The organism is Streptomyces sp. NPDC024698, from assembly GCF_055559015.1.
In genome coordinates, this window is the sequence record NZ_JBVHLK010000003.1 from 96,259 (window position 1) to 115,617 (window position 19,359).

Below are 19,359 nucleotides of genomic sequence, written 5' to 3' on the forward strand. Positions count from 1 at the left end.
CCCGGCCTCTCAGACCTCGACCCGCTCGTCCCCCCGGGCCCCGGGCGCGGGCGCCTGCTCGGCGCCGGCACCGGACTCGCGGCTGAGCGCCCCCGGCCACCACGCCAGGCGCCCGATGTCGCGGACCAGGGCGGGCACCAGCAGCGAGCGGACGACCAGGGTGTCGAGCAGGACGCCGAAGGCGACGATGAAGGCGATCTGCACCAGGAAGGCCAGCGGGATCACCCCGAGGGCGGCGAAGGTCGCGGCCAGCACCACGCCCGCCGAGGTGATCACCCCTCCGGTGGCGACGAGTCCGCGCAGCACACCCTGGCGCACCCCGTGCCGCAGCGACTCCTCACGGACCCGGGACATCAGGAAGATGTTGTAGTCGACGCCGAGGGCCACCAGGAACACGAAGCCGTACAGCGGCACGGACGCGTCGGTGCCCGTGAAGCCGAACCCGTGCCGGAACACCAGCGAGGAGATGCCCAGCGTGGCGAGGAAGTTGAGCGCCACCGTGGCCACCAGGAGCACCGGCATGAGCAGCGAGCGCAGCAGGACGGTCAGTATCACCAGGATGATGGCGAGGACCACGGGCACGATGAGCGTCCGGTCGTGTTCGGCGGTCTGCCGGGTGTCGTACTGCTGCGCCGCGTAGCCCCCGACGAGCGCGTCGGCGCCCGGTACGGCGTGCACCGCCGTGCGCAGCCGCGCGACCGTCGCCTTGGCCGCGTCGCTGTCCGCGGCGGACCGCAGCGTGACGTCGACCCGGACCCGGCCGTCGACGATCCGGGGCGCTCCGCCGCCGGGCCGCCCGGACGCCGTGACGGCCGCGGCCGACGCGACACCGTCCGTCGCCCGTGCCGCGGAGGTGACCCGGTCGACGCGGTCCGCGTTCGCGATGATCACGGCGGGGTTGCCCGAACCACCGGGGAAGTGCCGTCCGAGGGTGGCCTGCGCGGCGACCGACGGCGCGTCGTTGACGAAGGTCTCGGCGAGCGGGATGCCCTTCGCGGTCAGGGTGGGCGCGAAGGCCGCGCAGGCCAGGAGCCCGGCCAGGGCCGCCGCCCAGACCGTGCGCGGCGCGCGGTCGACCAGCCCCGCGATCCGGTTCCAGATGCCGCCGCCCGCGCTCGTCCCGCCGGCCGGGCGCGGCTTGGCCGGCCAGTAGGCGGCGCGGCCGAGGAGGACCAGGACGGCCGGCAGGAAGGTGAGCGAGCTGAGTGCGGCGCAGGCGACGCCGATGGCGCCCACCGGACCGAGGGACCGGTTGTTCGTCAGGTCGCTGAGCAGCAGGGCCAGCAGTCCGAGGGCGACGGTTCCCGCGCTCGCCACGATCGCGCCCCACGACTGCCGCAGCGCGGCCCGCACGGCCGTGAACCGGTCCGTGTTCAGGGTGAGTTCCTCACGGAACCGGGCGCTCAGCAGCAGCGCGTAGTCGGTCGCGGCGCCGATCACGAGGATCGAGAGGATGCCCTGCACCTGGCCGTCGACGCGTACGACGCCGTGGTCGGCGAGGACGTAGACGATGGCGCAGGCCAGGCCGAGCGCGAACACGGATCCGAGGATGATGAGGAAGGGCAGCAGCACACTGCGGTAGACGAGCAGCAGGATCAGCAGGACGGCGGCCAGGGCCACCCCGAGCAGCAGTCCGTCGATTCCGGAGAAGGCGGAGCCGAGGTCGGCCTGGCTCGCCGCGGGTCCGGCGAGCCACACGGTCGTACCGGGGACACCCGCGGCGGCGGTACGAACGCGATCCACGGCGTCGGGCAGTTGCTTGCCGAGGTCGGGCCTGAGCTGGACCACCCCCTCCAGCGCCTTGCCGTCGCGTGACGGCAGGGCGGGAGACGGCGTGCCGACCACGCCGGGGGTCCCCGCGAGGGAGGCGAGCGCGCGGGTCGCGGCGGACTGTGCCGCCCGGGCCGTGGAGCCTCCGCCGTCCGCGGTCCACACGACGATCGCGGGCAGTGTCCCGTCCTGCTGGAAGGCCCGTTGCTGGGCCACCACCTTCGTGGACTCGGCGCTGCGCGGCAGGAAGGCCGCCTGGTCGTTGGTGGAGACCTCGCCGAGCCGGCCGGCGTAGGGGCCGAGGGTGCCGCCGATGCCGAGCCAGGCGACGAGCAGGACGACGGGGATCAGCCACAGGGCTCGTCGCGGGGTGAGGGACATTGCTCTCCAGGTGTCACGGACAGGTGTCTCAATGAATGACAATCTCAATCATTGAGATATCTCGCGGCCAGATCGTAGACCATGCCCCGGCTTCCGGCCCGGGCGGCCGTTCGGATGCGGCGGGTGCGGGACGCGCCGGACGCGGTCAGCGCCCGGGCGACCGTACGGCCGAGAGCTGTTCGTTCATCGCCGCCAGGAACCGGAGGACCACCGACAGCTCGTCCTCGCTGAAACCGGACCTCACGCTCGCCGTGACGTCGGCGAGCGGCCGGAAGTGGGCGCGCGCGGCCGACTTCGCGTCCGGTACGTAGTGGAGGTGGACGACCCTGCGGTCGGGGCTCTCCCGGACGCGCCGGACGTGGCCCGCGCGTTCGAGCCGGTCCAGACAGGCGGTGACCGCGCCCGAGGTGAGCCCGAGGTGCTCGCGCAGCCGGCCCGGTGTGAGCGGCTCGGGCGCGTCGAGGATCGCCGCGAGCGCCAGCACGTCCGTCGCGTGCAGACCGTGATCCGCCGCGAAGCCGTGGACCAGCCGGTTGATCTCGCCGTTCATCCGGCGCAGCTGAACCGCGAAGGCGTGCAGATCCGTGGCCACGGCCGGTCCCCGCTCCTGGCCCGCATCGGGGTCCGGATCACCCGTCCGGTCGTCACGGTCGTCTCGTCTGGCCACGTGATCAGCCTATAGAAGTCCCGGCACCTCCCCCGTTCGGGCGTCCGGCACCCGGCGGCGGCCCCGTCCGGCGCATCCGAGGGCGGTGCCCGGGTGGAAGGGATCAGGGAGGGCGGCGGCCCGCGGGGGCACGGTGGCGAGCGACGGAGGACGCATGAGCGACGAGGAGACCCGCACCGGCCCGAGGTGTCTGGTGACCGGTGCCACCGGCTACATCGGCGGACGGCTGGTCCCCGAACTGCTGGCCGAGGGGTACCGGGTGCGCTGTCTGGCCCGCTCCCCCGCCAAGCTGCGCGACTATCCCTGGGCGGGCGAGGCGGAGGTGGTGCGCGGCGATGTCACGGACGCCGAGTCGGTCGCCGACGCGCTGCGCGGGTGCGAGGTCGCGTACTACCTGGTGCACGCCCTCGGCACGGGCCACGACTTCGAGGCGACGGACCGCAGGGCCGCGCGGATCTTCGGTGAGCGGGCCCGCGCGGCCGGCGTTCGGCGCATCGTCTATCTCGGCGGCCTCACCCCCGCGGGTGTGCCGGACCGGGAGCTCTCGCCGCATCTGCGGTCCCGGGCCGAGGTGGGGCGCATCCTGATGGACTCGGGCGTGCCGACGACGGTTCTGCGGGCCGCGGTGATCATCGGCTCCGGCTCGGCCTCGTTCGAGATGCTGCGCTATCTCACGGAGCGGCTGCCGGTGATGGTGACGCCCAGCTGGGTGCACACCCGGATCCAGCCGATGGGCGTACGCGATGTGCTGCGCACCCTGGTCGGCAGCGCCGGGATGCCCCCGGAGGTCAACCGCGCCTTCGACATCGGGGGGCCCGACGTCCTGACGTATCTGGAGATGATGCGGCGGTACGCCGTCGTCGCCGGACTGCCCCGCAGGCTCATCTTCCCCGTGCCGGTCCTCACGCCCCGGCTGTCCAGTCACTGGGTCGGGCTCGTCACCCCGGTGCCCGCGTCCATCGCGCGTCCGCTCACCGAGTCGCTGCGCCACGAGGTCGTGTGCCGGGAACACGACATCGCCCGGTACGTGCCCGATCCCCCGGGTCGGCCGATCGGCTTCGACGCCGCCGTCACCCTGGCGCTCCAGCGGGTGCGCGACGCCCAGGTGACCACCCGGTGGTCGTCCGCCTCGTATCCCGGGACGGCCAGCGATCCGCTGCCCACGGACCCGGACTGGGCGGGCGGCAGTCTCTACGAGGACGAGCGCGAACTGACCGTGGACGCCTCTCCCGGGAATCTGTGGCGGGTGATCGAGGGCATCGGCGGCGACAACGGCTGGTACTCCTTCCCCCTGGCCTGGGCGGTGCGCGGCTGGATGGACCGGCTGGTGGGCGGAGTGGGGCTGCGGCGCGGACGCCGGGACGCCAACCGGCTGCGGGTGGGCGACTCCCTGGACTTCTGGCGGGTGGAGGAGATCGAGCCGGGGCGGCTGCTGCGGCTGCGGGCCGAGATGAGACTGCCGGGCCTCGCGTGGCTGGAGATGTACGCCGACGCGACGGACGACGGGCGTACGCGCTACCGGCAGCGGGCCCTGTTCCATCCGCACGGGCTGCTCGGGCATCTGTACTGGTGGAGCGTCTCGCCCTTTCACGCCGTGGTGTTCGGCGGCATGGCCCGGAACATCGCCCTGGCCGCCAAGAACATGCCCACCACCGAGCCGGCCCCGGCACCCACTCCCTGACCCGGCGCCGTACCGACCGCCGCACACCCGCCGACCTCGTACCGGACCGGCCACGCGCCATCCGGAGGGCGGCCCGACCCCGCTCCTGGCCCGGACGGACCGTCGCGAGCCGGGAGCGGGGTCGGGCGGAGCGCATCCGCGGGTGAAGCCCGAGCCGAAGCAGACCGATGCCCTACCCCCTGAGCGCCGCACCGGAGCACTCCCATGACCGTCTCGATCGTCCTGTTCACCTCTGACCTGCGACTGCACGACCACCCGCCGCTGCGAGCCGCCCTCGACGGCGCGGACGCGGTGGTACCGCTCTTCGTCCGCGACGAGGCCGTCGCCGACGCCGGGTTCACCGCCCCCAACCGGATGGCGTTCCTCGCCGACTGTCTGGCGGATCTGGACGCCGGGCTGCGCGAACGCGGGGGCCGCCTGGTGGTGCGTTCGGGCGACGTGGCGGCCGAGGTGACCAAGGTGGCCGCCGAGGCGGACGCCGACGACGTCCACGTCGCGGCGGGAGTCAGCGCCTACGCCCACCGACGGGAGGAGCGGCTGCGCACCGCGCTGGAGGCGGAGGGACGCCGGCTGCACGTCCACGAGGCGGTGATCACCGCACTCGCCCCGGGCACCGTGACCCCGGCGGCCTCCGACCACTTCGCCGTCTTCACGCCGTACCACCGCCAGTGGGAGCGGCAGCCGCTGCGGGACCCGCTCGCGGCTCCCCGGGCCGTCCGGGTGCCGGACGGCCTCGGTTCGGAGGCGGTGCCCGCCCGCTCGGACGTGTCGGCGGTGTCCGAGGGGCTGGCCCCGGGCGGCGAGACGGAGGCCAGGAAGCGGCTGACGGCCTGGCTGCGCGACGGGATCGGGGCGTACGAGGACCGTCACGACGACCTGCCGGGCGATGCCACCTCCCACCTCTCCCCGCATCTGCACTTCGGCACGCTGTCGCCGGCCGAGCTGGTCCACCGGGCGCGCGGCGCGGGCGGTCCTGGCGCCGAGGCGTTCGTACGGCAGGTGGCGTGGCGGGACTTCCACCACCAGGTGCTGGCGGCCCGGCCGGACGCGTCCGCCGCCGACTACCGCACCCGGCACGACCGTTGGCGCCCGGGGGCCGAGGCGGCGGAGGACATCGAGGCGTGGCGGGAGGGACGGACCGGCTATCCGGTGGTGGACGCGGCGATGCGGCAGCTGCGCCACGAGGGCTGGATGCACAACCGGGGGCGCCTGCTGACGGCGAGCTTCCTCACCAAGACGCTGTACGTGGACTGGCGGGTCGGGGCCCGGCACTTCCTGGACCTGCTGGTGGACGGCGATGTGGCCAACAACCAGCTCAACTGGCAGTGGATGGCGGGGACGGGCACGGACAGCCGGCCCAACCGGGTCCTGAACCCGCTGACCCAGGCCAGGCGTTACGACCCGGACGGGGCATATGTCCGGCGCTGGGTGCCCGAGTTGGCGGCGATCGCGGGGCGCGAGGTGCACGAGCCGTGGAAACTCCGGGGCCTGGAACGGGCGGCCTGCGACGACTACCCGGACCCGATCGTCGAACTGTCCGAGGGACTGGCCAGGTTCAAGAGGGCCCGGGGCCTGGACTGAGCGCAAGGACCCCGGTCCCGTGCACGAGCGGAGCGAAGCGCGGATAAACTGCCGGGGATTTTACCTGTTGTAGAGATTCTTCGGCGGTGCGCCGCCGTATAGGTGGTCGTCCGAACCACTCGTACCGGGTCCGTGCGCACCGGATCCACCGCGCGGCCACCCCGGAGCCGACAGCTCCGGAACCGCCGTACCCGCCCCCAGGAGGCTCCTCAATGCGCATTACACGGAACGCGGGAACACTCTTCGTGACCGGTGCGTTGACGCTGACCCTGGCGGCGCTCGCCTATCCGGCCATGCTCGGGATCCAGACCACGTCCGCGACCTCGGTGGTCGTCATAGCCAACCCGTCCTCGGGACCGCTGACGGAGGCCGACCGCGACTTCGTGGTCAAGGTGCGCGCGGCGGGCCTGTGGGAGTACCCGGTCGGGCAGCTGGCCCTCCAGAAGGGGACCACCCCGGCGGTCCGCACGGCGGGACAGCACCTGATATCGGGCCACGCGGGGCTCGACGCGACGAGCCGCAAGGTGGCCAAGGAACTCGGCATCACGCTGCCCAACAAGCCCTCCCCGCTCCAGCAGGGCTTCGTGTCGACCCTGGCCGCGGACTCCGGCTCGAAGTTCGACAGCGACTTCGCCAACATCCTGCGGATCACCCACGGTCAGATCTTCTCGACCGTGGCGAAGATCCGCGCCACGACCGAGAACACCCTCGTACGGCAGCTCGCCGACCAGGCCAACGACACCGTGCTGGACCACATCACCGTGATGGAGAAGACCGGGCTGGTCGACTTCAACTACGTGATCGTCCAGGAGACCAGCATCCCGAAGGTGCCCGCGGTCAATCTGACGCCTCCCCCGCCGCAGCCCGGCGAGCCCGAGGTCGTCCTGACCCCGCCCGCGGGCGGCGCCTCCCTCCCATCGGCCGGGGCTTCGCTGCCCGCGCCCGGCGCCTCGCTGCCCGTGCAGCCCTCCCCGACGCCGACGGTGGGCTGACCCGCACGGGTCGCGAAGACCGAACGACGGCCGCCCTCGCGGGAGTTCGCGAGGGCGGCCGTGACGCGTGCGGGAGCAGCACCGGGGTGTGGAACCGTCAGCCGGGCTGGGGTGCGGACCTGTCGACCGGACCGGGGCGTGAGCGTGGGCCCGTCAGCCGGGCTGGGGCGTGAGCCCGTCGGCCAGGCCCGTCAGTGCGGTCAGGGCCTCCCTGAGTCCGGGCGGCCGGAGCATGCCCGGCTCCGCGCGGCCGGCCCAGCCGGGGCCGCCGAGGAGGACGGCGGGATGGGCCCTGGCTCCCCTGACCCCCCAGGCGGTGGCCGCGATGTGCCGGGCCAGGGGGCGGTCCGCGGTGGAACGGGTCTGCGACCACAGCACGACGGCGGAAGGACCCAGCCGCCGGACCGCGGCGGTCAGTGCCTCCGGGGGGACCGCGGCGCCGAACATCCGGCTGGGCAGGCCCTGTTCGACCAGCCCCGCGTGCAGCGCCTCCAGGGGGAGGCAGTGCTGTTCGCCCGGTACACAGGCGAGGACGACAGGACCCGCCCCCGTGGTCCGCGGTCCGGTCCCCGCCGGTGCCGAAGCACGGTGCAGCGCCCGGGAGATGTGCCACGACAGCAGGTGCTCCACCTCCACGTAACGGTCACCGGCGGACTCCCACTTGCGGCCCACCGCGTGCAGGGTCGGCACCATCACCTCCTCCCAGCCGACGACCACACCGTGCCGCTCCACGAGCGAGGTCAACTGGTCGTCCACGGAAGGCGCGTCGAGGCGTACGGCGGCGCGCGCGAGCCCCTTGCACTCCTGCCGCGGGTCACCCAGCGGCTCCGCCCCGGCAGCCCGCGCGAGGGATTCCGGCTCGTCGGCGGCGGCCCCCGCGCCGGGCGCCGGCGGTTCGGAGGAGTCCTTGGCCGCCCTGGCCGCCTCGGCCGGCGGCACCCCGGCCGAGGTCAGCCGGCACATCTCCTCGAGCATCGCCACGTCCTGGGGCGTCCACCGGCGGTGCCGCCCGCCGGAACGCACCGCGGGCCCCATGCCGTACCTGCGGTCCCAGGAACGAAGGGTGGTGGGTGACACCCCGAGACGGCGGGCCAGCGCGCCCGTGGTGACCCCGGCCTCGGCGGATCCCGTGCCCGGCTCCCGCCCCTGATCCGACCGGCTGTCACCCATACGGCGACTATACGACGCAGAAACGATGCGAGTTGTCGCGTCTGTCCCCCGGTTCACACAATCGGTTCCACGGGGTCCCGCACAGGGAGTTCCCGGAGCAAGGAGCCGTGGCCATGAACGCAGATCCCACCGCCGGAGCGTCCGCCGACGAGCCCGGGGACGCGGTCACGGACGCCGCGCTGGCCCGCGGCATCGTCGACGGGGACGAGTCCTCGCTGACCACCGCCTACCGCCGCTGGGCACCCCTGGTCCACGCCCTGGCCCGCCGTTCGCTGGGCGACTCCCGCGAGGCGGAGGACGTCACCCAGCAGGTGTTCCTCGCCGTGTGGCGGGGCGCGCGGGGCTACCGGCCCGAACGCGGCACGGTCGCCGGCTGGCTCGTCGGCATCACCCGGCGCAAGATCGCCGACGCGCTGTCCGCGCGGACCCGGCGCACCGAACTGGTGGGTGCCGCCGGCGCCCTCCTCGTCCTCGCCGACGACTCCCGGGCCCGGCCCGAGGCCGCCCTCGACCGTGTCCTCGTACGGCACGAGCTGGCCAAGCTCCCGACACCGCAGCGCCGGGTCCTGCATCTGGCGTTCTACGAGGACCTCACCCAGACACAGATCGCCCAGCGCACCGGCTGGCCGCTGGGCACGGTCAAGAGCCACTCCCGCCGCGCCATGCACCAGCTGCGCGACTGCCTGCGGCCCGTCGCCGAGGTCTGAGCGGCGGCCCGCCGCCACATTTCCGGTCCGTGGGCCAATCCGCCGCCCCACCGGCTTCGGATCACATCCGAACCGTCGAAGCGTCCTGGAGGAAGCACACCGTGAAGGAAGCCGTGGAGATCGGGCGCAACCCGTCTGCGGAGCCGGACCTGCCGGATCTGATGGCCCGGGTCGCCCGCGGCGACCAGGAGGCCTTCGCCTCCCTCTACGACGTGGTGGCGGGTCCCGTCATCGGCATCGTGCGCCGGGTGCTGCGCGACCGGGCCCAGTCGGAGGAGGTCGCCCAGGAGGTGCTCGTCGAGGTGTGGCGCACCGCCGCCCGCTACCGGCCCGAGCGCGGCTCGGTGATGAACTGGGTCCTCACCCTCACCCATCAGCGGGCCGTGGACCGGGTGCGCTCGGTCGAGGCCTCGACGGCGCGCGAGCACAAGGCCGCGCTCCTCGACCGGACACCCGAGTTCGACGAGGTGACCGAGCAGGTCGAGGCGCGTCTGGAGCGTGAGCAGGTACGGCGCTGTCTGCGCACGCTGACGGAGCTCCAGCGCCAGTCGGTGACGCTGGCCTACTACCGCGGGCTGACCTACCGGGAGGTGGCGGAGCTGCTGGCGACGCCGCTCGGCACGGTCAAGACCCGGCTGCGCGACGGTCTGATCCGGATGCGTGACTGCCTGGGGGTGACGGCGTGACGACGGCCGATCTTCACACACTGACCGGGGCGTACGCGCTGCACGCGCTGGACGACGACGAACGCGAGCGCTTCGAGCGGCACACCACGGAGTGCGGGGACTGCGCGCAGGAGGTCCGTGAGCTGGAGGCCACGGCCGCCCGGCTCGGGCTGGCCGCGACCACCACTCCCGACCCGGCCCTCAAGACCCGGGTGATGCGGCGCGTCACCACGGTCCGCCAGGAGTCGCCGCGCACGAGGGCTTTCTCCTCTCCCCGGACCATCGGCATCCGCCGGCGCCGGCCCGCCCGCTGGGCGCTCGCCGCGGCTCTGGCCGCCGCGGCCGCGCTGGGCGGCACGGCGGCCTGGCAGCACGAGCGCGCCCAGGACGCCCAGGCACAGGCCCGGCAGGCCGAACGGCGAGCGGACCAGGTGGCCGCGGTTCTCGCCGCCCCCGACGCCTCCTCGCGCACGGCGAAACTGGCGGACGGGGCACGCGGCACGGTCGTGGTGTCCAGGAGCCGCGACCAGGCGGTGTTCATCGGGTCGAGGATGGCGAAGCCGCCGAGCGGCAAGGTCTACCAGCTCTGGTTCGACGACGCCGGCACCATGCGGTCCGCCGGGCTGATGGACCCGGGCCGCACCACCGAGGCCGTACTGATGAAGGGTTCCGTCGACGGCGCGTCCGGCATGGGGGTCACCGTGGAACCGGCCGGGGGTTCCCCGAAGCCGACGTCCACGCCGGTGGCCCTGCTGGGGCTCCCCGTCTGAGCGTTCGTCCCCTCGGTTCGGGGGAGGGGACGAACGCTCGGCACGGCCGCCGCCGGGGACCGGTCAGCGGCCCTTCGGGTCAGCGGTCCTTCGAGCACCGTCCGCCGCAAGGTCGGAGCAACGTCTCCGCCGAAGGGTCGGGGCGCCGTCCGCCAGCGGGTCGGGGCGCCGGTCAGCGGCGCGGTCGCGGAGGCCGCGGGAAGAAACCGCTGGTCCGCTCCGCGTACGCGGTGAATCCCGGGCGCTCGGCCATGTGGCGCTCCAGCATCGGCTTCCCGCTGCCGTTGATCAGGAGGTAGCTCATCACCAGCGGTGACACCAGGGCGACGGCGGCGGCCTGCGGGCTGTCGCAGACGATCAGGAACAGGCCCCACCAGACGCAGAAGTCGCCGAAGTAGTTGGGGTGGCGGGTCCAGCTCCACAGGCCGCGGTCCATGACGCGGCCCCGGTTCGCCGGATCGGCCTTGAAGCGGGCCAGCTGGGCGTCGCCGACCGCCTCGAAGAACAGGCCGACGGCCCACAGCGCGGTGCCCGCCCAGGCGAAGCCCGTGAGCGGCCCCGGAATGTACTGCGCGGCCTGGACGGGCAGCGACACCAGCCACACCAGCGCCCCTTGCAGGAGGTACACCATGCGCAGGGCGTAGAGGTTCCTGCTGCCGGGCGCCTTGGCCAGCATGGCTTCGTAGCGGGGGTCCTCGCCGTGTCCCCGGCCGCGCCGCGCGATGTGGACGGCCAGCCGCAGCCCCCACACCGAGGTGAGGACGGTGACGAGCACGCGGCGGGCCTCGTCGCCCTCACCGGCGGACGCCAGGAGGGTGACGAGGGCCACCGCGGTGAAGCCGATCCCCCAGGCGACGTCCACGATCCGGTGCAGGCCCCGTCGCACGGCGACGGCGAACGTGGCGAGCATGACCGCGAACGCCGCGCCGGCCGCGGGAGCGAGGTTCTGGGCGAAGGCCGCCCAGGGGAAACCGCTCATGGCGTGGGGGTCTCCTTCGTGAACAGGTACTGCTGCACGTCCAGATAGCCGGAGCGGAATCCGGCTTCGGAATAGGCGAGATAGAAGGTCCACATCCGGCGGAAGGTCTCGTCGAAGCCGAGCGCGGCGACCTCCCCGGTCCGTTCGGTGAACCGCTCGCGCCACAGCCGCAGCGTCTCCGCGTAGTGCGCCCCGAAGCCGTCCCTGCGAAGGGTGCGCAGGGACGTGTGCGCGCGGGTCACCTCGTCCACCGCCTCCACGGAGGGCAGCAGTCCGCCGGGGAAGACGTACTTCTGGATCCAGGTGAAGGTGTCGCGGGAGGCGAGCATGCGGTCGTGCGGCATGGTGATCGCCTGGAGCGCGACCCGGCCGCCGGGAACGAGCCGCGCGTCGAGGGTGGCGAAGTAGACGGGCCAGAACTCCTCGCCGACGGCCTCGATCATCTCGACGCTGACCACGGCGTCGTACGTGCCGGTGGCCTCGCGGTAGTCGCACAGCTCGATGCTCACCCGGTCGTCGAGGCCCGCCGTGCGCACCCGTTCACGGGCCAGGGCCTGTTGTTCACGGGAGAGGGTGAGCGAGGTGACGTGGGCACCGCGCGCGGCGGCGCGGATCGCCAGCTCGCCCCAGCCGGTGCCGATTTCGAGGAGCCTGGTGCCTGGTCCCGCCTCGACGAGGTCCAACAGCCGGTCGATCTTACGGTGTTGGGCGTCGGCCAGCAGGGACCAGGAGGCGGGGAAGCCGCGGAAGAGGGCCGACGAATAGCTGAGGGTGTCGTCGAGGAAGAGCGCGAAGAGCTCGTTGGACAGGTCGTAGTGGCGGCTGATGTTGTCGCGGGCTCCCGTGGGGGTGTTGCGCTGCATGTGCGGCCGGCGCATCGCCCAGAGCCCCCGCAGCTTCTGGAGCGGGGCGGGGATCAGCCGGGCCGCGTTGCCGGCGAGCACGGTGAGCGCGGCGACCAGGTCCGGCGCGTCCCACTCCCGCGCCATGTAGGACTCGCCGAAGCCGACGAGGCCCTGGGCGCCGATGCGGCGGTGGAAGGCGTCCGGGTCATGGATCTCGATCACCGGCCCGCCGAGGCCGGCGCGGGTTCCGTCGGCGAACCGCGCCTGGAGCGGCAGGCGTTCGAGTGCCCGGCGCACCACGGCGCGGGTGACGGCGGTACGGGCCCACGAGGACGGCGGCGGTGTCACCACGTCCAGCATGCGGGGCGCGGGGCTGTCCGGCCGGGACGCCTCGACGGGGCGCGACTCGGCTGTCGTCATCTCACGTTCTCCTGGGCTCGTCGGTGGGGGCGGGGCTGGACGGGCAGTCCCCGCAGATAGAGGCGGACGCCGTGCAGCCGGATGGCGGCGGAGACGGCGAGGGTGGACCATGGGTGGCGCAGCGCCTGCCGCAGCAGGGCGCCGACGGTCGCGTCCTGGTGTGTTCCGCGGACGGTGGCGGTGAAGGGCCGGGCAGCCGCGCGTTCCAGATGCACCGTCAGATCGAGCCGGTCGCCGGGTTCGGGCAGGCGCATGCGGTAGGCGCCGTCGACGGGGAAGAACGGCGACACGTAGAACTCCTTGCGGGTCCGCGCGGTGCCGCCCCGGTCGGGGCGCAGCAGATAGGAGTGCCGTTCGCCGTAGGTGTTGTGGACCTCGGCGACGACGCAGCGCGCGGTGCCGTCGGGGTCGTGACACCAGTACAGGGTCAGCGGGTTGAAGACGTGGCCGAGGACCCGTGCGTGGGCGAGCATCCGCACCGGTCCGCCGTGCAGGTCGACGCCGTGGGAGGCGAGGAAGCGGTCCAGGCCCGCGCGGATGCTCGGCTGGTCGCCGTCGAAGTGGTCCCGGGGATCGAAGCGGGCCAACGGGCGGAGCAGGTAGGGCAGTCGGGGCGGGTGGTCGGGGTCGGTCAGCCACATGTACGTGCGGTGGCGGAGCGCGTACCGGGTGGGCTCGGTGCGTATGTGGGCGACCGTGCAGGGATAGAGGGCGGGGACTCCGGTCACCAGGTCACCCCCAGTGCCTCGGCCGCCTCGACGCCGGAGCGGCAGCCGTCCTCGTGGAATCCCCAGCCGTGGTAGGCGCCGGCGTACGCGGTCACCGGGCTGTTCAGGCCGGGCAGTCGGCGTTGGGCGGCGACCGACTCGGGTGTGTAGACGGGGTGTTCGTACTCCATGCGGGCCAGGACCCGGGCGGGGTCGATCCGGTCCTCGCCGCCGAGCGTGACGACGTAGGTCTCGGGCGCGTCCAGTCGCTGGAGCCGGTTCATGTCGTAGCTCACCCGGACCCGGTCCGCGTCGGTCTCGCAGTCGGGCATCAGGTAGTTCCAGGAGGCCCGTGCCGCGCGGGCGCTCGGCAGCAGCGTGGTGTCGGTGTGCAGGAGGGTGGTGTTGCGCGAGTAGCGGAACGTCCCGAGCACGGCGCGCTCCTGGTCGGTGGGGTCCGCGAGCAGCCGCAGCGCCTGGCCTGGGTGGACGGCGATGACCACGGAGCCGTACGAGGCGGTGGTGCCGTCCTCGGTGGTGATGTCCACCCCGTCGGCATGGCGGCGCACGGCCCGGACCGGGGTGGAGGTGTGCACCGCGTCGAGCTCTTTGGCCAGCCGGTCGACATAGGAGCGGGAGCCCCCGGTCACCGTGCGCCACTGGGGTGAGCCGCCCACCGAGAGCATGCCGTGGTGGTCCATGAAGCGGAACAGATAGGCGGCCGGGTAGAGGCGGGCCGTGGCCGTGTCGCAGGACCAGACCGCGGAGACGAGCGGGGTCATGAAGTGCCGGGTGAAATAGGGCGAGAAGCCTTCCCGGGCGATGAACTCGCCCAGGGTGAGGGTGTCTTCGCCGCCCTGGGCGAGGAGCCTGCGGGCCGCGCGGTGGAACGCCGGCACTTCGGTGAGCATGCGCAGATAGGGGACGCGCAGAGCGCCGGCCGGCCGGGCGAACAGGCCGGCCGGGCCCCGGGCGCCCGCGTACTGGAGTCCGCACCCCTCGCATCGCACCGACATGCTCATCTCGGACTCCTGGGTGGCGACGCCGAGTTCGGCGAACAGCCGCAGCAGGTTGGGGTAGGTGCGGTGGTTGTGCACGATGAAGCCGGAGTCGACGCGGTGCAGGCGTCCGTCCGACGAGGTCAGATCGTGGGTGTGGGCATGCCCGCCGAGCCGGTCGTCCGCCTCGTACAGGGCGACGGGCCGCTCCTGGCTCAGCACGTACGCGGCGGTGAGCCCGGCCACTCCCCCGCCGATCACGGCCGTACCCCGGAGCGCTCCGCCGCGGTGCCCGCCGCTTCCGGCGTCACCGTCCGGAGCCTCCGCTGACCTGCGCCTCATCGGTTCCTCCCGCCCGGCTCCCGTGCGGAGCCCTCGGAGTTATTCCGAAGCTGGGGGCCATTCGGATTGGCCCGGGCGCGATCTTCTGGAGACGGGACGGGTGACGCGGGGATCGGGCACACGGTCGGACACGGAGTGCGATCGAGCCGCCACGCCAGGTGGCCGGCGTGGCGCCCGGCCCGAGGAGCGGTCAGTTGACGTCCCGGTCGCGTCCTTCCCAGTACGGCCGACGCAGTTTGTACTTCTGGAGCTTGCCGGTGGCCGTGCGGGCCAGTTCGTCCCGGAACTCGACCGAGGTCGGCGCCTTGTACCCGGCGAGGCGCTCCTTGCAGTAGCCGATCAGCTCGCTCTCGGTCGCCTCCGTGCCGGGGGCGAGGACCACCAGGGCCTTGACGGTCTCGCCCCACTTCTCGTGCGGCACGCCGATGACCGCGACCTCGGCGACGGCCGGATGACTGAAGAGCGTGTCCTCCACCTCGATCGACGACACGTTCTCGCCGCCGGTGATGATCACGTCCTTCTTGCGGTCGCTGATCGTCAGATAGCCGTCCTCGCCGATGGATCCGCCGTCCCCGGTGTGGAACCAGCCGTCGGCCAGGGCCCGTTCGGTCTCGGCGGGCTGCTCCCAGTAGCCCTCCAGGATGACGTTGGAGCGCGCGAGGATCTCGCCGTCGGCGGCGGTGCGCAGGGTCACGCCCAGCGCGGGGGCTCCGGCGCGCACCAGTCTCTCGGCGCGGGCCTGCGGGTCGAGTCCGTCCCATTCGGAGCGGGTGCGGTTCACGGTGAGCAGCGGCGAGGTCTCGGTGAGGCCGTAGATCTGGATGAACTCCCAGCCCAGCAGGGACTCGACGCGGGCGACGGTCTTCGTGGGCGGCGGGGCGCCGGCGACGATGATACGGACCCGGTCGCGGCCGGGGATCTCGCCCTCCCAGGACTCGGCGGCGGCCAGCACCGCGTTGACGACGGCCGGGGCCGCGCACATCACCGTGACGCCGTGCTCGGCCACCCGGCGCAGGATCTCCGCCCCGTCGACCTTGCGCAGCGCGATCTGCCGGACGCCGAGGCCCGCCATCGCGAACGGCATGCCCCAGCCGTTCGCGTGGAACATGGGCAGGGTGTGCAGATACACATCGCGGTCGGTGACTCCGGCGTGCAGGGCGAAGGTCGTGGCGTTGACCCAGATGTTGCGGTGGGTGATCTGCACGCCCTTGGGCCGGGCCGTCGTGCCGCTGGTGTAGTTGATCGTCGCGGTGGCGTTCTCGTCCGCGTCCCAGGGGCGGGGTTCGGTGCCGAAGCGGTACAGCTCCGCGTCCGCGGCGGCGCCGAGGGTGAAGCGGTGCTTGCAGGCGACCTGATCGAAGCGGTCGGTCAGTTCGGGGTCGACGAGCAGGACGCTCGCGCCCGAGTGCTCGACGATGTAGCTCACCTCGTCGGCCGTCAGGCGGAAGTTGACCGGGACGAGGACCCGGCCGTGGCCGCTGACGCCGAAGAACGAGGTGAGCAGTCGGGCGCTGTTGGGCGAGACGACGGCCACGCGCGCGCCGTGCGGGACGCCCAGCGCGTCGAGTCCGGCGGCCTGGGCTCCGGCCAGCTCACCGACACGGCGGTAGGTCAGCCCCTCCCAGGGTTCGGCCGGCTGGTCGGGTTCGTCGACCACGCCGAGGCGGTCGCCGTACACGGTGACGGCGCGGTCCAGGAAATCTAGGGCTCCGAAGGGAACGAGCATCACGGCCTCCCGGCGATCGGACGATGTCCCCTTTCTATCCTGGCCCCGCCCCCACGCATCCGGAGAACGGCCGATCGGTCACCGCCCGTGATGTCCGGATCCATGTGCGTGTCCCCGCTTCCTTGGCCTTCGCCCGCCCGGCACGTCACGATCGTCCGATGGACAGCCGACCGACGTTCGACTTTCCCCGGCCGCTGCGCATCGGCGGGCTGGGGCTGCATCTGCGCGAGTGGTGCGACGACGATGTCGCGGACCTGGTCGCGCTCTACGACGATCCCGAGATCGACCGGTGGACGCCGGTCGTCTCGCCCTTCGACACGGAGGCGGCGCTCGCCTACCTCGCGGCGGCCGAGCAGAAGTCCGCCGAGCGGCGGGGCGTGCAGCTGGCCATCACCACGGACGGGGCGCGGCCCCGGGGCGAGGTCCTGCTGTTCCCCGGCACCGCCGACGACCGTGACGTCGAACTGGCCTATGGGGTGGGGGCCGCCTACCGGGGCCGCGGGCTGGCGACCCGCGCGGTGCGGCTCGCGGTGGACTTCGCCCACCGTCGCGTGGGCGGCAGGCGTGTGGTGCTGTGCATCGAGGACCGGAACACCCCGAGCGAGGGCGTCGCCAGGGCGACGGGTTTCGTCCTCACCGACGACGAGCCCGTGGTCCGTACGGCGAAGGGCCGCGAGGTCGTCCTGCGGACGTGGAACCATCTCCGGGGCGACGGCGGCCCGCACGCCGGATGAGGCCGGAGCCCCGACGCACGACAGGCGGGCCCGCTCCCGGGCCCGCCCTCTCGCTCGCGTTCAGCTCACGTTGAGCGCGGTGTCGTCCAGGACGAACGACGTCTGGAGCGTGGAGCCCTCGACGCCGGTGAACTTGATGGTGACGGTCTGCCCGGCGTAGGTCGAGCCCAGGCTGAAGGTGCGCTGCGTGTACCCGGACGCCGCGTTCAGGTTCGAGTACGTGGCCAGCGTGGACAGCACGGTGCCGCTGCTGTTGAGCACCTGGGCCTTGAGGGTGTCGTACGCCGTGCTCGTGGTCGTCTCGGCCGTGTCCACGTGCAGATAGAAGCTGAGCGTGGCCGAGCAGCCCGAGGGGATGGTCACGGCCTGGGAGAGCGTGTCGGTGTTCGCCGAGCCGTAGCCGTTGAGCCAGGCCTTGTACGAACCGGTGCGGGCCGCCTCGCTCGAACTGGTGGTGATGACACCGCTGGTGGCCGTCCAGGACGTGGCGCCGGACTCGAAGCCCGGGTTGGCGAGGAGCTGGGCGGCCGTGCAGGTGCCGGAGCCACCGCCGCCACCGCCGCCGCTGCTCGTACCGGCCAGCCAGTCGGTGGCGTTCAGAGCGAGCGCGGCGTCGGTGGCGCCGGTGTCGTTCCAGCCGTCGTACAGGGTGTTGCCGGACTGGCCGGTGCCGTCGTCGATCGGTGAACTGTCGCCCCAGAAGGCGACCTTGCCGCTGCCGAAGGTGCTGGTCACGAAGAAGGCGCCGGTGTTGCCGGAGTAACCGGTGCGGTACACCAGGCCCTTGACGGCGGAGTTGTCGGCCGGCTTGAGCGTGGCCGTGGTCCCGTCGGCTATCAGGCTCTTGGTGACGGTGCCGAAGGAACCGTGCAGGACCGCGTTGGTGCTGTCGCTGATGGCGGCCGGATAGTCGGAGCCGACATCCAGCGAGTCGATGGAGAGGCCGAACGGGTCGGTGCTGTCGACGCTGTTGTTGGTCATCAGGTCGTTGAGGATCTCGACCGCGTCGTAGCCGTCGCTGTTGCGGTCGGCGCCGGTGTGGTCGGAGATCATGAAGAGGCCGCCGCCGTTCTTGACGAACGTCATGATGGCGGTCTTCTCGGCCGTGGTGAACAGCGTGTTGGGCTCGGGCAGCACCAGCTCGTCGAAGTTCGACAGGTCGGTCGCCGCGCTGCCTCCGTAGCTGAGGCTGGAGCCCGAAGGCAGGGTCTTCAGGCTGTAGTTGCCGGTCTTCTGAAGGGCCACCCCCCACGAGGACAGGGCACCCGTCCAGGACGTCTCCGAGGTCGGGCTGGAGTTCTGGCCGAGCGGGTCGGGCTGACTGGTGGAGATGATCCAGTCGGCGTTGCCCGCGGTCTCGGCGTGGCCGTTGTCGAACAGCACCCGGTGGGTGGTGGCCGCGTGGGCAGGCGTGGCGTCCGTGGTGATGTGCAGGGCCGCTGCGGTGATCAGCAGTCCGAGACCGGCGAGGCCGGTGGTGAGTCTGCGGCGGAATCCTCTGGAACCGAGCATCCGTCAAACCTCCGTGAAAGGTGGGGAGACTGGGGGTTCGAGCGCCAACTCTGCGCGCGTAGACCGAACATGGGGGGATCTACACGCGTTGAACGATTGAAAGGTACATGGCATTCAGGCTGGGAACCATCAAGCGCGGGCAATAACCGGAACGGACTGCACCAGCCTCCAGCGGGCAGATGCAGTACAGCGAGAGTCCGACGACAAGGGGCTGCTATGGAGATCTCGGGCGTCATCAGTGCGATCGTCATCGGCATCGTCATCGGTGTCCTGGGCCGGCTCGCCGTGCCGGGGCGCCAGCGCATCGGCATCCTGTGGACGATCGCGGTCGGCATCGTGGCCGCCTTCATCGGCTCGGGGGTCGCCGCCGCGTTCGGCGTCGCCGACACCAAGGGCGTCGACTGGATCGAATGGCTCATCCAGATCGGCCTGGCGGCGATAGGCGTCGCGGCCCTGGACCGGGCGCGGGGGCGCCACTGAGCGACGGCGGCCGCCCGGCGTGAGGCCGGGGCGCACGACCGGCGCCTACGCATCGACGCGAGGGACGGACTGCCGGGGTGCGCCCCTCGCACCGGGCTGCGGACGGGCGAGCGTGCCTCGGCCGGGGAGCACCACGGCTGCTCGGCCGGGGAGCGCCACGACTGGAGGAGCCACCGCGGGAAGGGCGCGTCCGGCGCACGTGGAACGGCGGGACCGGCCCTTCCAATTGCGT

The 19,359-nt window shown here is 72.7% G+C and carries 17 protein-coding genes; 8 read left to right on the forward strand and 9 right to left on the reverse strand.

What is annotated here, in order from left to right; all coding sequences use genetic code 11:
* Positions 1 to 9 precede the first annotated feature (9 nt).
* Positions 10 to 2,151, reverse strand: coding sequence for an MMPL family transporter (locus tag ACZ4AA_RS08260; protein ID WP_467597408.1), 2,142 nt, complete (start codon positions 2,149 to 2,151; stop codon positions 10 to 12).
* 145 nt (positions 2,152 to 2,296) lie between these two features.
* On the reverse strand, positions 2,297 to 2,818 hold the full coding sequence (locus ACZ4AA_RS08265; RefSeq protein WP_467597411.1) for a MarR family winged helix-turn-helix transcriptional regulator: 522 nt from the start codon (positions 2,816 to 2,818) through the stop codon (positions 2,297 to 2,299).
* Positions 2,819 to 2,972: 154 nt separating this feature from the next.
* Here ACZ4AA_RS08265 and ACZ4AA_RS08270 point away from each other — a divergent pair, with 154 nt between their 5' ends.
* The 3 genes from ACZ4AA_RS08270 to ACZ4AA_RS08280 all read left to right on the forward strand — a co-directional run bounded on the left by ACZ4AA_RS08270 (position 2,973) and on the right by ACZ4AA_RS08280 (position 7,072).
* Positions 2,973 to 4,499, forward strand: coding sequence for an SDR family oxidoreductase (locus tag ACZ4AA_RS08270; protein WP_467597414.1), 1,527 nt, complete (start codon positions 2,973 to 2,975; stop codon positions 4,497 to 4,499).
* Positions 4,500 to 4,703: 204 nt separating this feature from the next.
* Positions 4,704 to 6,080 carry a cryptochrome/photolyase family protein gene (locus tag ACZ4AA_RS08275; RefSeq protein ID WP_467597417.1) on the forward strand — a complete coding sequence of 459 codons (1,377 nt, stop codon included), beginning with the start codon at positions 4,704 to 4,706 and terminating at the stop codon, positions 6,078 to 6,080.
* Positions 6,081 to 6,292: 212 nt separating this feature from the next.
* Positions 6,293 to 7,072 carry a DUF4142 domain-containing protein gene (locus ACZ4AA_RS08280; protein WP_467597421.1) on the forward strand — a complete coding sequence of 260 codons (780 nt, stop codon included), beginning with the start codon at positions 6,293 to 6,295 and terminating at the stop codon, positions 7,070 to 7,072.
* A 153-nt stretch (positions 7,073 to 7,225) separates the two neighbouring features.
* Here the strand turns inward: ACZ4AA_RS08280 and ACZ4AA_RS08285 are convergent, their stop codons facing one another.
* Entirely contained in the window at positions 7,226 to 8,242 is a 1,017-nt protein-coding gene (locus ACZ4AA_RS08285) for a MerR family transcriptional regulator (RefSeq protein ID WP_467597425.1), read from the reverse strand.
* Positions 8,243 to 8,355: 113 nt separating this feature from the next.
* Between ACZ4AA_RS08285 and ACZ4AA_RS08290 the strand changes: the two genes are divergently transcribed.
* The 3 genes from ACZ4AA_RS08290 to ACZ4AA_RS08300 all read left to right on the forward strand — a co-directional run bounded on the left by ACZ4AA_RS08290 (position 8,356) and on the right by ACZ4AA_RS08300 (position 10,384).
* Positions 8,356 to 8,949, forward strand: coding sequence for a sigma-70 family RNA polymerase sigma factor (locus tag ACZ4AA_RS08290; RefSeq protein ID WP_467597428.1), 594 nt, complete (start codon positions 8,356 to 8,358; stop codon positions 8,947 to 8,949).
* Between the two features lie 101 nt (positions 8,950 to 9,050).
* Positions 9,051 to 9,635: a sigma-70 family RNA polymerase sigma factor gene (locus ACZ4AA_RS08295; protein WP_467597431.1), complete on the forward strand. Its 585-nt coding sequence runs from the start codon at positions 9,051 to 9,053 to the stop codon at positions 9,633 to 9,635.
* Positions 9,632 to 10,384, forward strand: a complete 753-nt coding sequence (locus ACZ4AA_RS08300) for an anti-sigma factor (RefSeq protein WP_467597434.1) — start codon at positions 9,632 to 9,634, stop codon at positions 10,382 to 10,384. The genes ACZ4AA_RS08295 and ACZ4AA_RS08300 overlap by 4 nt, the downstream gene beginning before the upstream one ends.
* Before the next feature lie 172 nt (positions 10,385 to 10,556).
* On the opposite strand, the gene ACZ4AA_RS08305 is transcribed toward ACZ4AA_RS08300, so the two are convergent.
* From ACZ4AA_RS08305 to ACZ4AA_RS08325, 5 genes are all read right to left on the reverse strand, one after another.
* Positions 10,557 to 11,363: a DUF1295 domain-containing protein gene (locus ACZ4AA_RS08305; protein WP_467597437.1), complete on the reverse strand. Its 807-nt coding sequence runs from the start codon at positions 11,361 to 11,363 to the stop codon at positions 10,557 to 10,559.
* Positions 11,360 to 12,568: a class I SAM-dependent methyltransferase gene (locus ACZ4AA_RS08310; protein WP_467598894.1), complete on the reverse strand. Its 1,209-nt coding sequence runs from the start codon at positions 12,566 to 12,568 to the stop codon at positions 11,360 to 11,362. Before ACZ4AA_RS08310 ends, ACZ4AA_RS08305 begins: the two co-directional genes overlap by 4 nt.
* Before the next feature lie 56 nt (positions 12,569 to 12,624).
* A complete protein-coding gene (locus tag ACZ4AA_RS08315) occupies positions 12,625 to 13,356 on the reverse strand; it encodes a DUF1365 domain-containing protein (RefSeq protein WP_467597441.1) in 732 nt (243 codons plus the stop codon).
* Entirely contained in the window at positions 13,353 to 14,675 is a 1,323-nt protein-coding gene (locus ACZ4AA_RS08320) for an NAD(P)/FAD-dependent oxidoreductase (RefSeq protein WP_467597447.1), read from the reverse strand. Before ACZ4AA_RS08320 ends, ACZ4AA_RS08315 begins: the two co-directional genes overlap by 4 nt.
* Before the next feature lie 190 nt (positions 14,676 to 14,865).
* Positions 14,866 to 16,401 (reverse strand): AMP-binding protein, encoded by a 1,536-nt coding sequence (locus tag ACZ4AA_RS08325; protein ID WP_467597450.1) that lies wholly within the window; start codon positions 16,399 to 16,401, stop codon positions 14,866 to 14,868.
* Positions 16,402 to 16,559: 158 nt separating this feature from the next.
* Here ACZ4AA_RS08325 and ACZ4AA_RS08330 point away from each other — a divergent pair, with 158 nt between their 5' ends.
* Positions 16,560 to 17,135 carry a GNAT family N-acetyltransferase gene (locus ACZ4AA_RS08330; RefSeq protein ID WP_467597453.1) on the forward strand — a complete coding sequence of 192 codons (576 nt, stop codon included), beginning with the start codon at positions 16,560 to 16,562 and terminating at the stop codon, positions 17,133 to 17,135.
* A 60-nt stretch (positions 17,136 to 17,195) separates the two neighbouring features.
* Here ACZ4AA_RS08330 and ACZ4AA_RS08335 read toward each other — a convergent pair whose 3' ends face one another.
* The gene (locus ACZ4AA_RS08335) at positions 17,196 to 18,647 is read right to left on the reverse strand and encodes a hydrolase (protein WP_467597458.1); all 1,452 of its coding nucleotides are present in this window, start codon (positions 18,645 to 18,647) and stop codon (positions 17,196 to 17,198) included.
* Positions 18,648 to 18,863: 216 nt separating this feature from the next.
* On the opposite strand from ACZ4AA_RS08335, the gene ACZ4AA_RS08340 reads away from it, so the two are divergent.
* Complete coding sequence (locus ACZ4AA_RS08340; RefSeq protein ID WP_467597461.1) at positions 18,864 to 19,127, forward strand: GlsB/YeaQ/YmgE family stress response membrane protein; 264 nt, start codon at positions 18,864 to 18,866, stop codon at positions 19,125 to 19,127.
* Positions 19,128 to 19,359: the final 232 nt, after the last annotated feature.

Coding starts and splice junctions, on each gene's coding strand:
- ACZ4AA_RS08260 (WP_467597408.1), bottom strand. CDS start 2,151: ATGTCCCTCACCCCGCGACGAGCCCTGTGGCTGATCCCCGTCGTCCTG.
- ACZ4AA_RS08270 (WP_467597414.1), top strand. CDS start 2,973: ATGAGCGACGAGGAGACCCGCACCGGCCCGAGGTGTCTGGTGACCGGT.
- ACZ4AA_RS08275 (WP_467597417.1), top strand. CDS start 4,704: ATGACCGTCTCGATCGTCCTGTTCACCTCTGACCTGCGACTGCACGAC.
- ACZ4AA_RS08280 (WP_467597421.1), top strand. CDS start 6,293: ATGCGCATTACACGGAACGCGGGAACACTCTTCGTGACCGGTGCGTTG.
- ACZ4AA_RS08285 (WP_467597425.1), bottom strand. CDS start 8,242: ATGGGTGACAGCCGGTCGGATCAGGGGCGGGAGCCGGGCACGGGATCC.
- ACZ4AA_RS08290 (WP_467597428.1), top strand. CDS start 8,356: ATGAACGCAGATCCCACCGCCGGAGCGTCCGCCGACGAGCCCGGGGAC.
- ACZ4AA_RS08305 (WP_467597437.1), bottom strand. CDS start 11,363: ATGAGCGGTTTCCCCTGGGCGGCCTTCGCCCAGAACCTCGCTCCCGCG.
- ACZ4AA_RS08310 (WP_467598894.1), bottom strand. CDS start 12,568: ATGCTGGACGTGGTGACACCGCCGCCGTCCTCGTGGGCCCGTACCGCC.
- ACZ4AA_RS08320 (WP_467597447.1), bottom strand. CDS start 14,675: ATGAGGCGCAGGTCAGCGGAGGCTCCGGACGGTGACGCCGGAAGCGGC.
- ACZ4AA_RS08325 (WP_467597450.1), bottom strand. CDS start 16,401: ATGCTCGTTCCCTTCGGAGCCCTAGATTTCCTGGACCGCGCCGTCACC.
- ACZ4AA_RS08330 (WP_467597453.1), top strand. CDS start 16,560: ATGGACAGCCGACCGACGTTCGACTTTCCCCGGCCGCTGCGCATCGGC.
- ACZ4AA_RS08335 (WP_467597458.1), bottom strand. CDS start 18,647: ATGCTCGGTTCCAGAGGATTCCGCCGCAGACTCACCACCGGCCTCGCC.
- ACZ4AA_RS08340 (WP_467597461.1), top strand. CDS start 18,864: ATGGAGATCTCGGGCGTCATCAGTGCGATCGTCATCGGCATCGTCATC.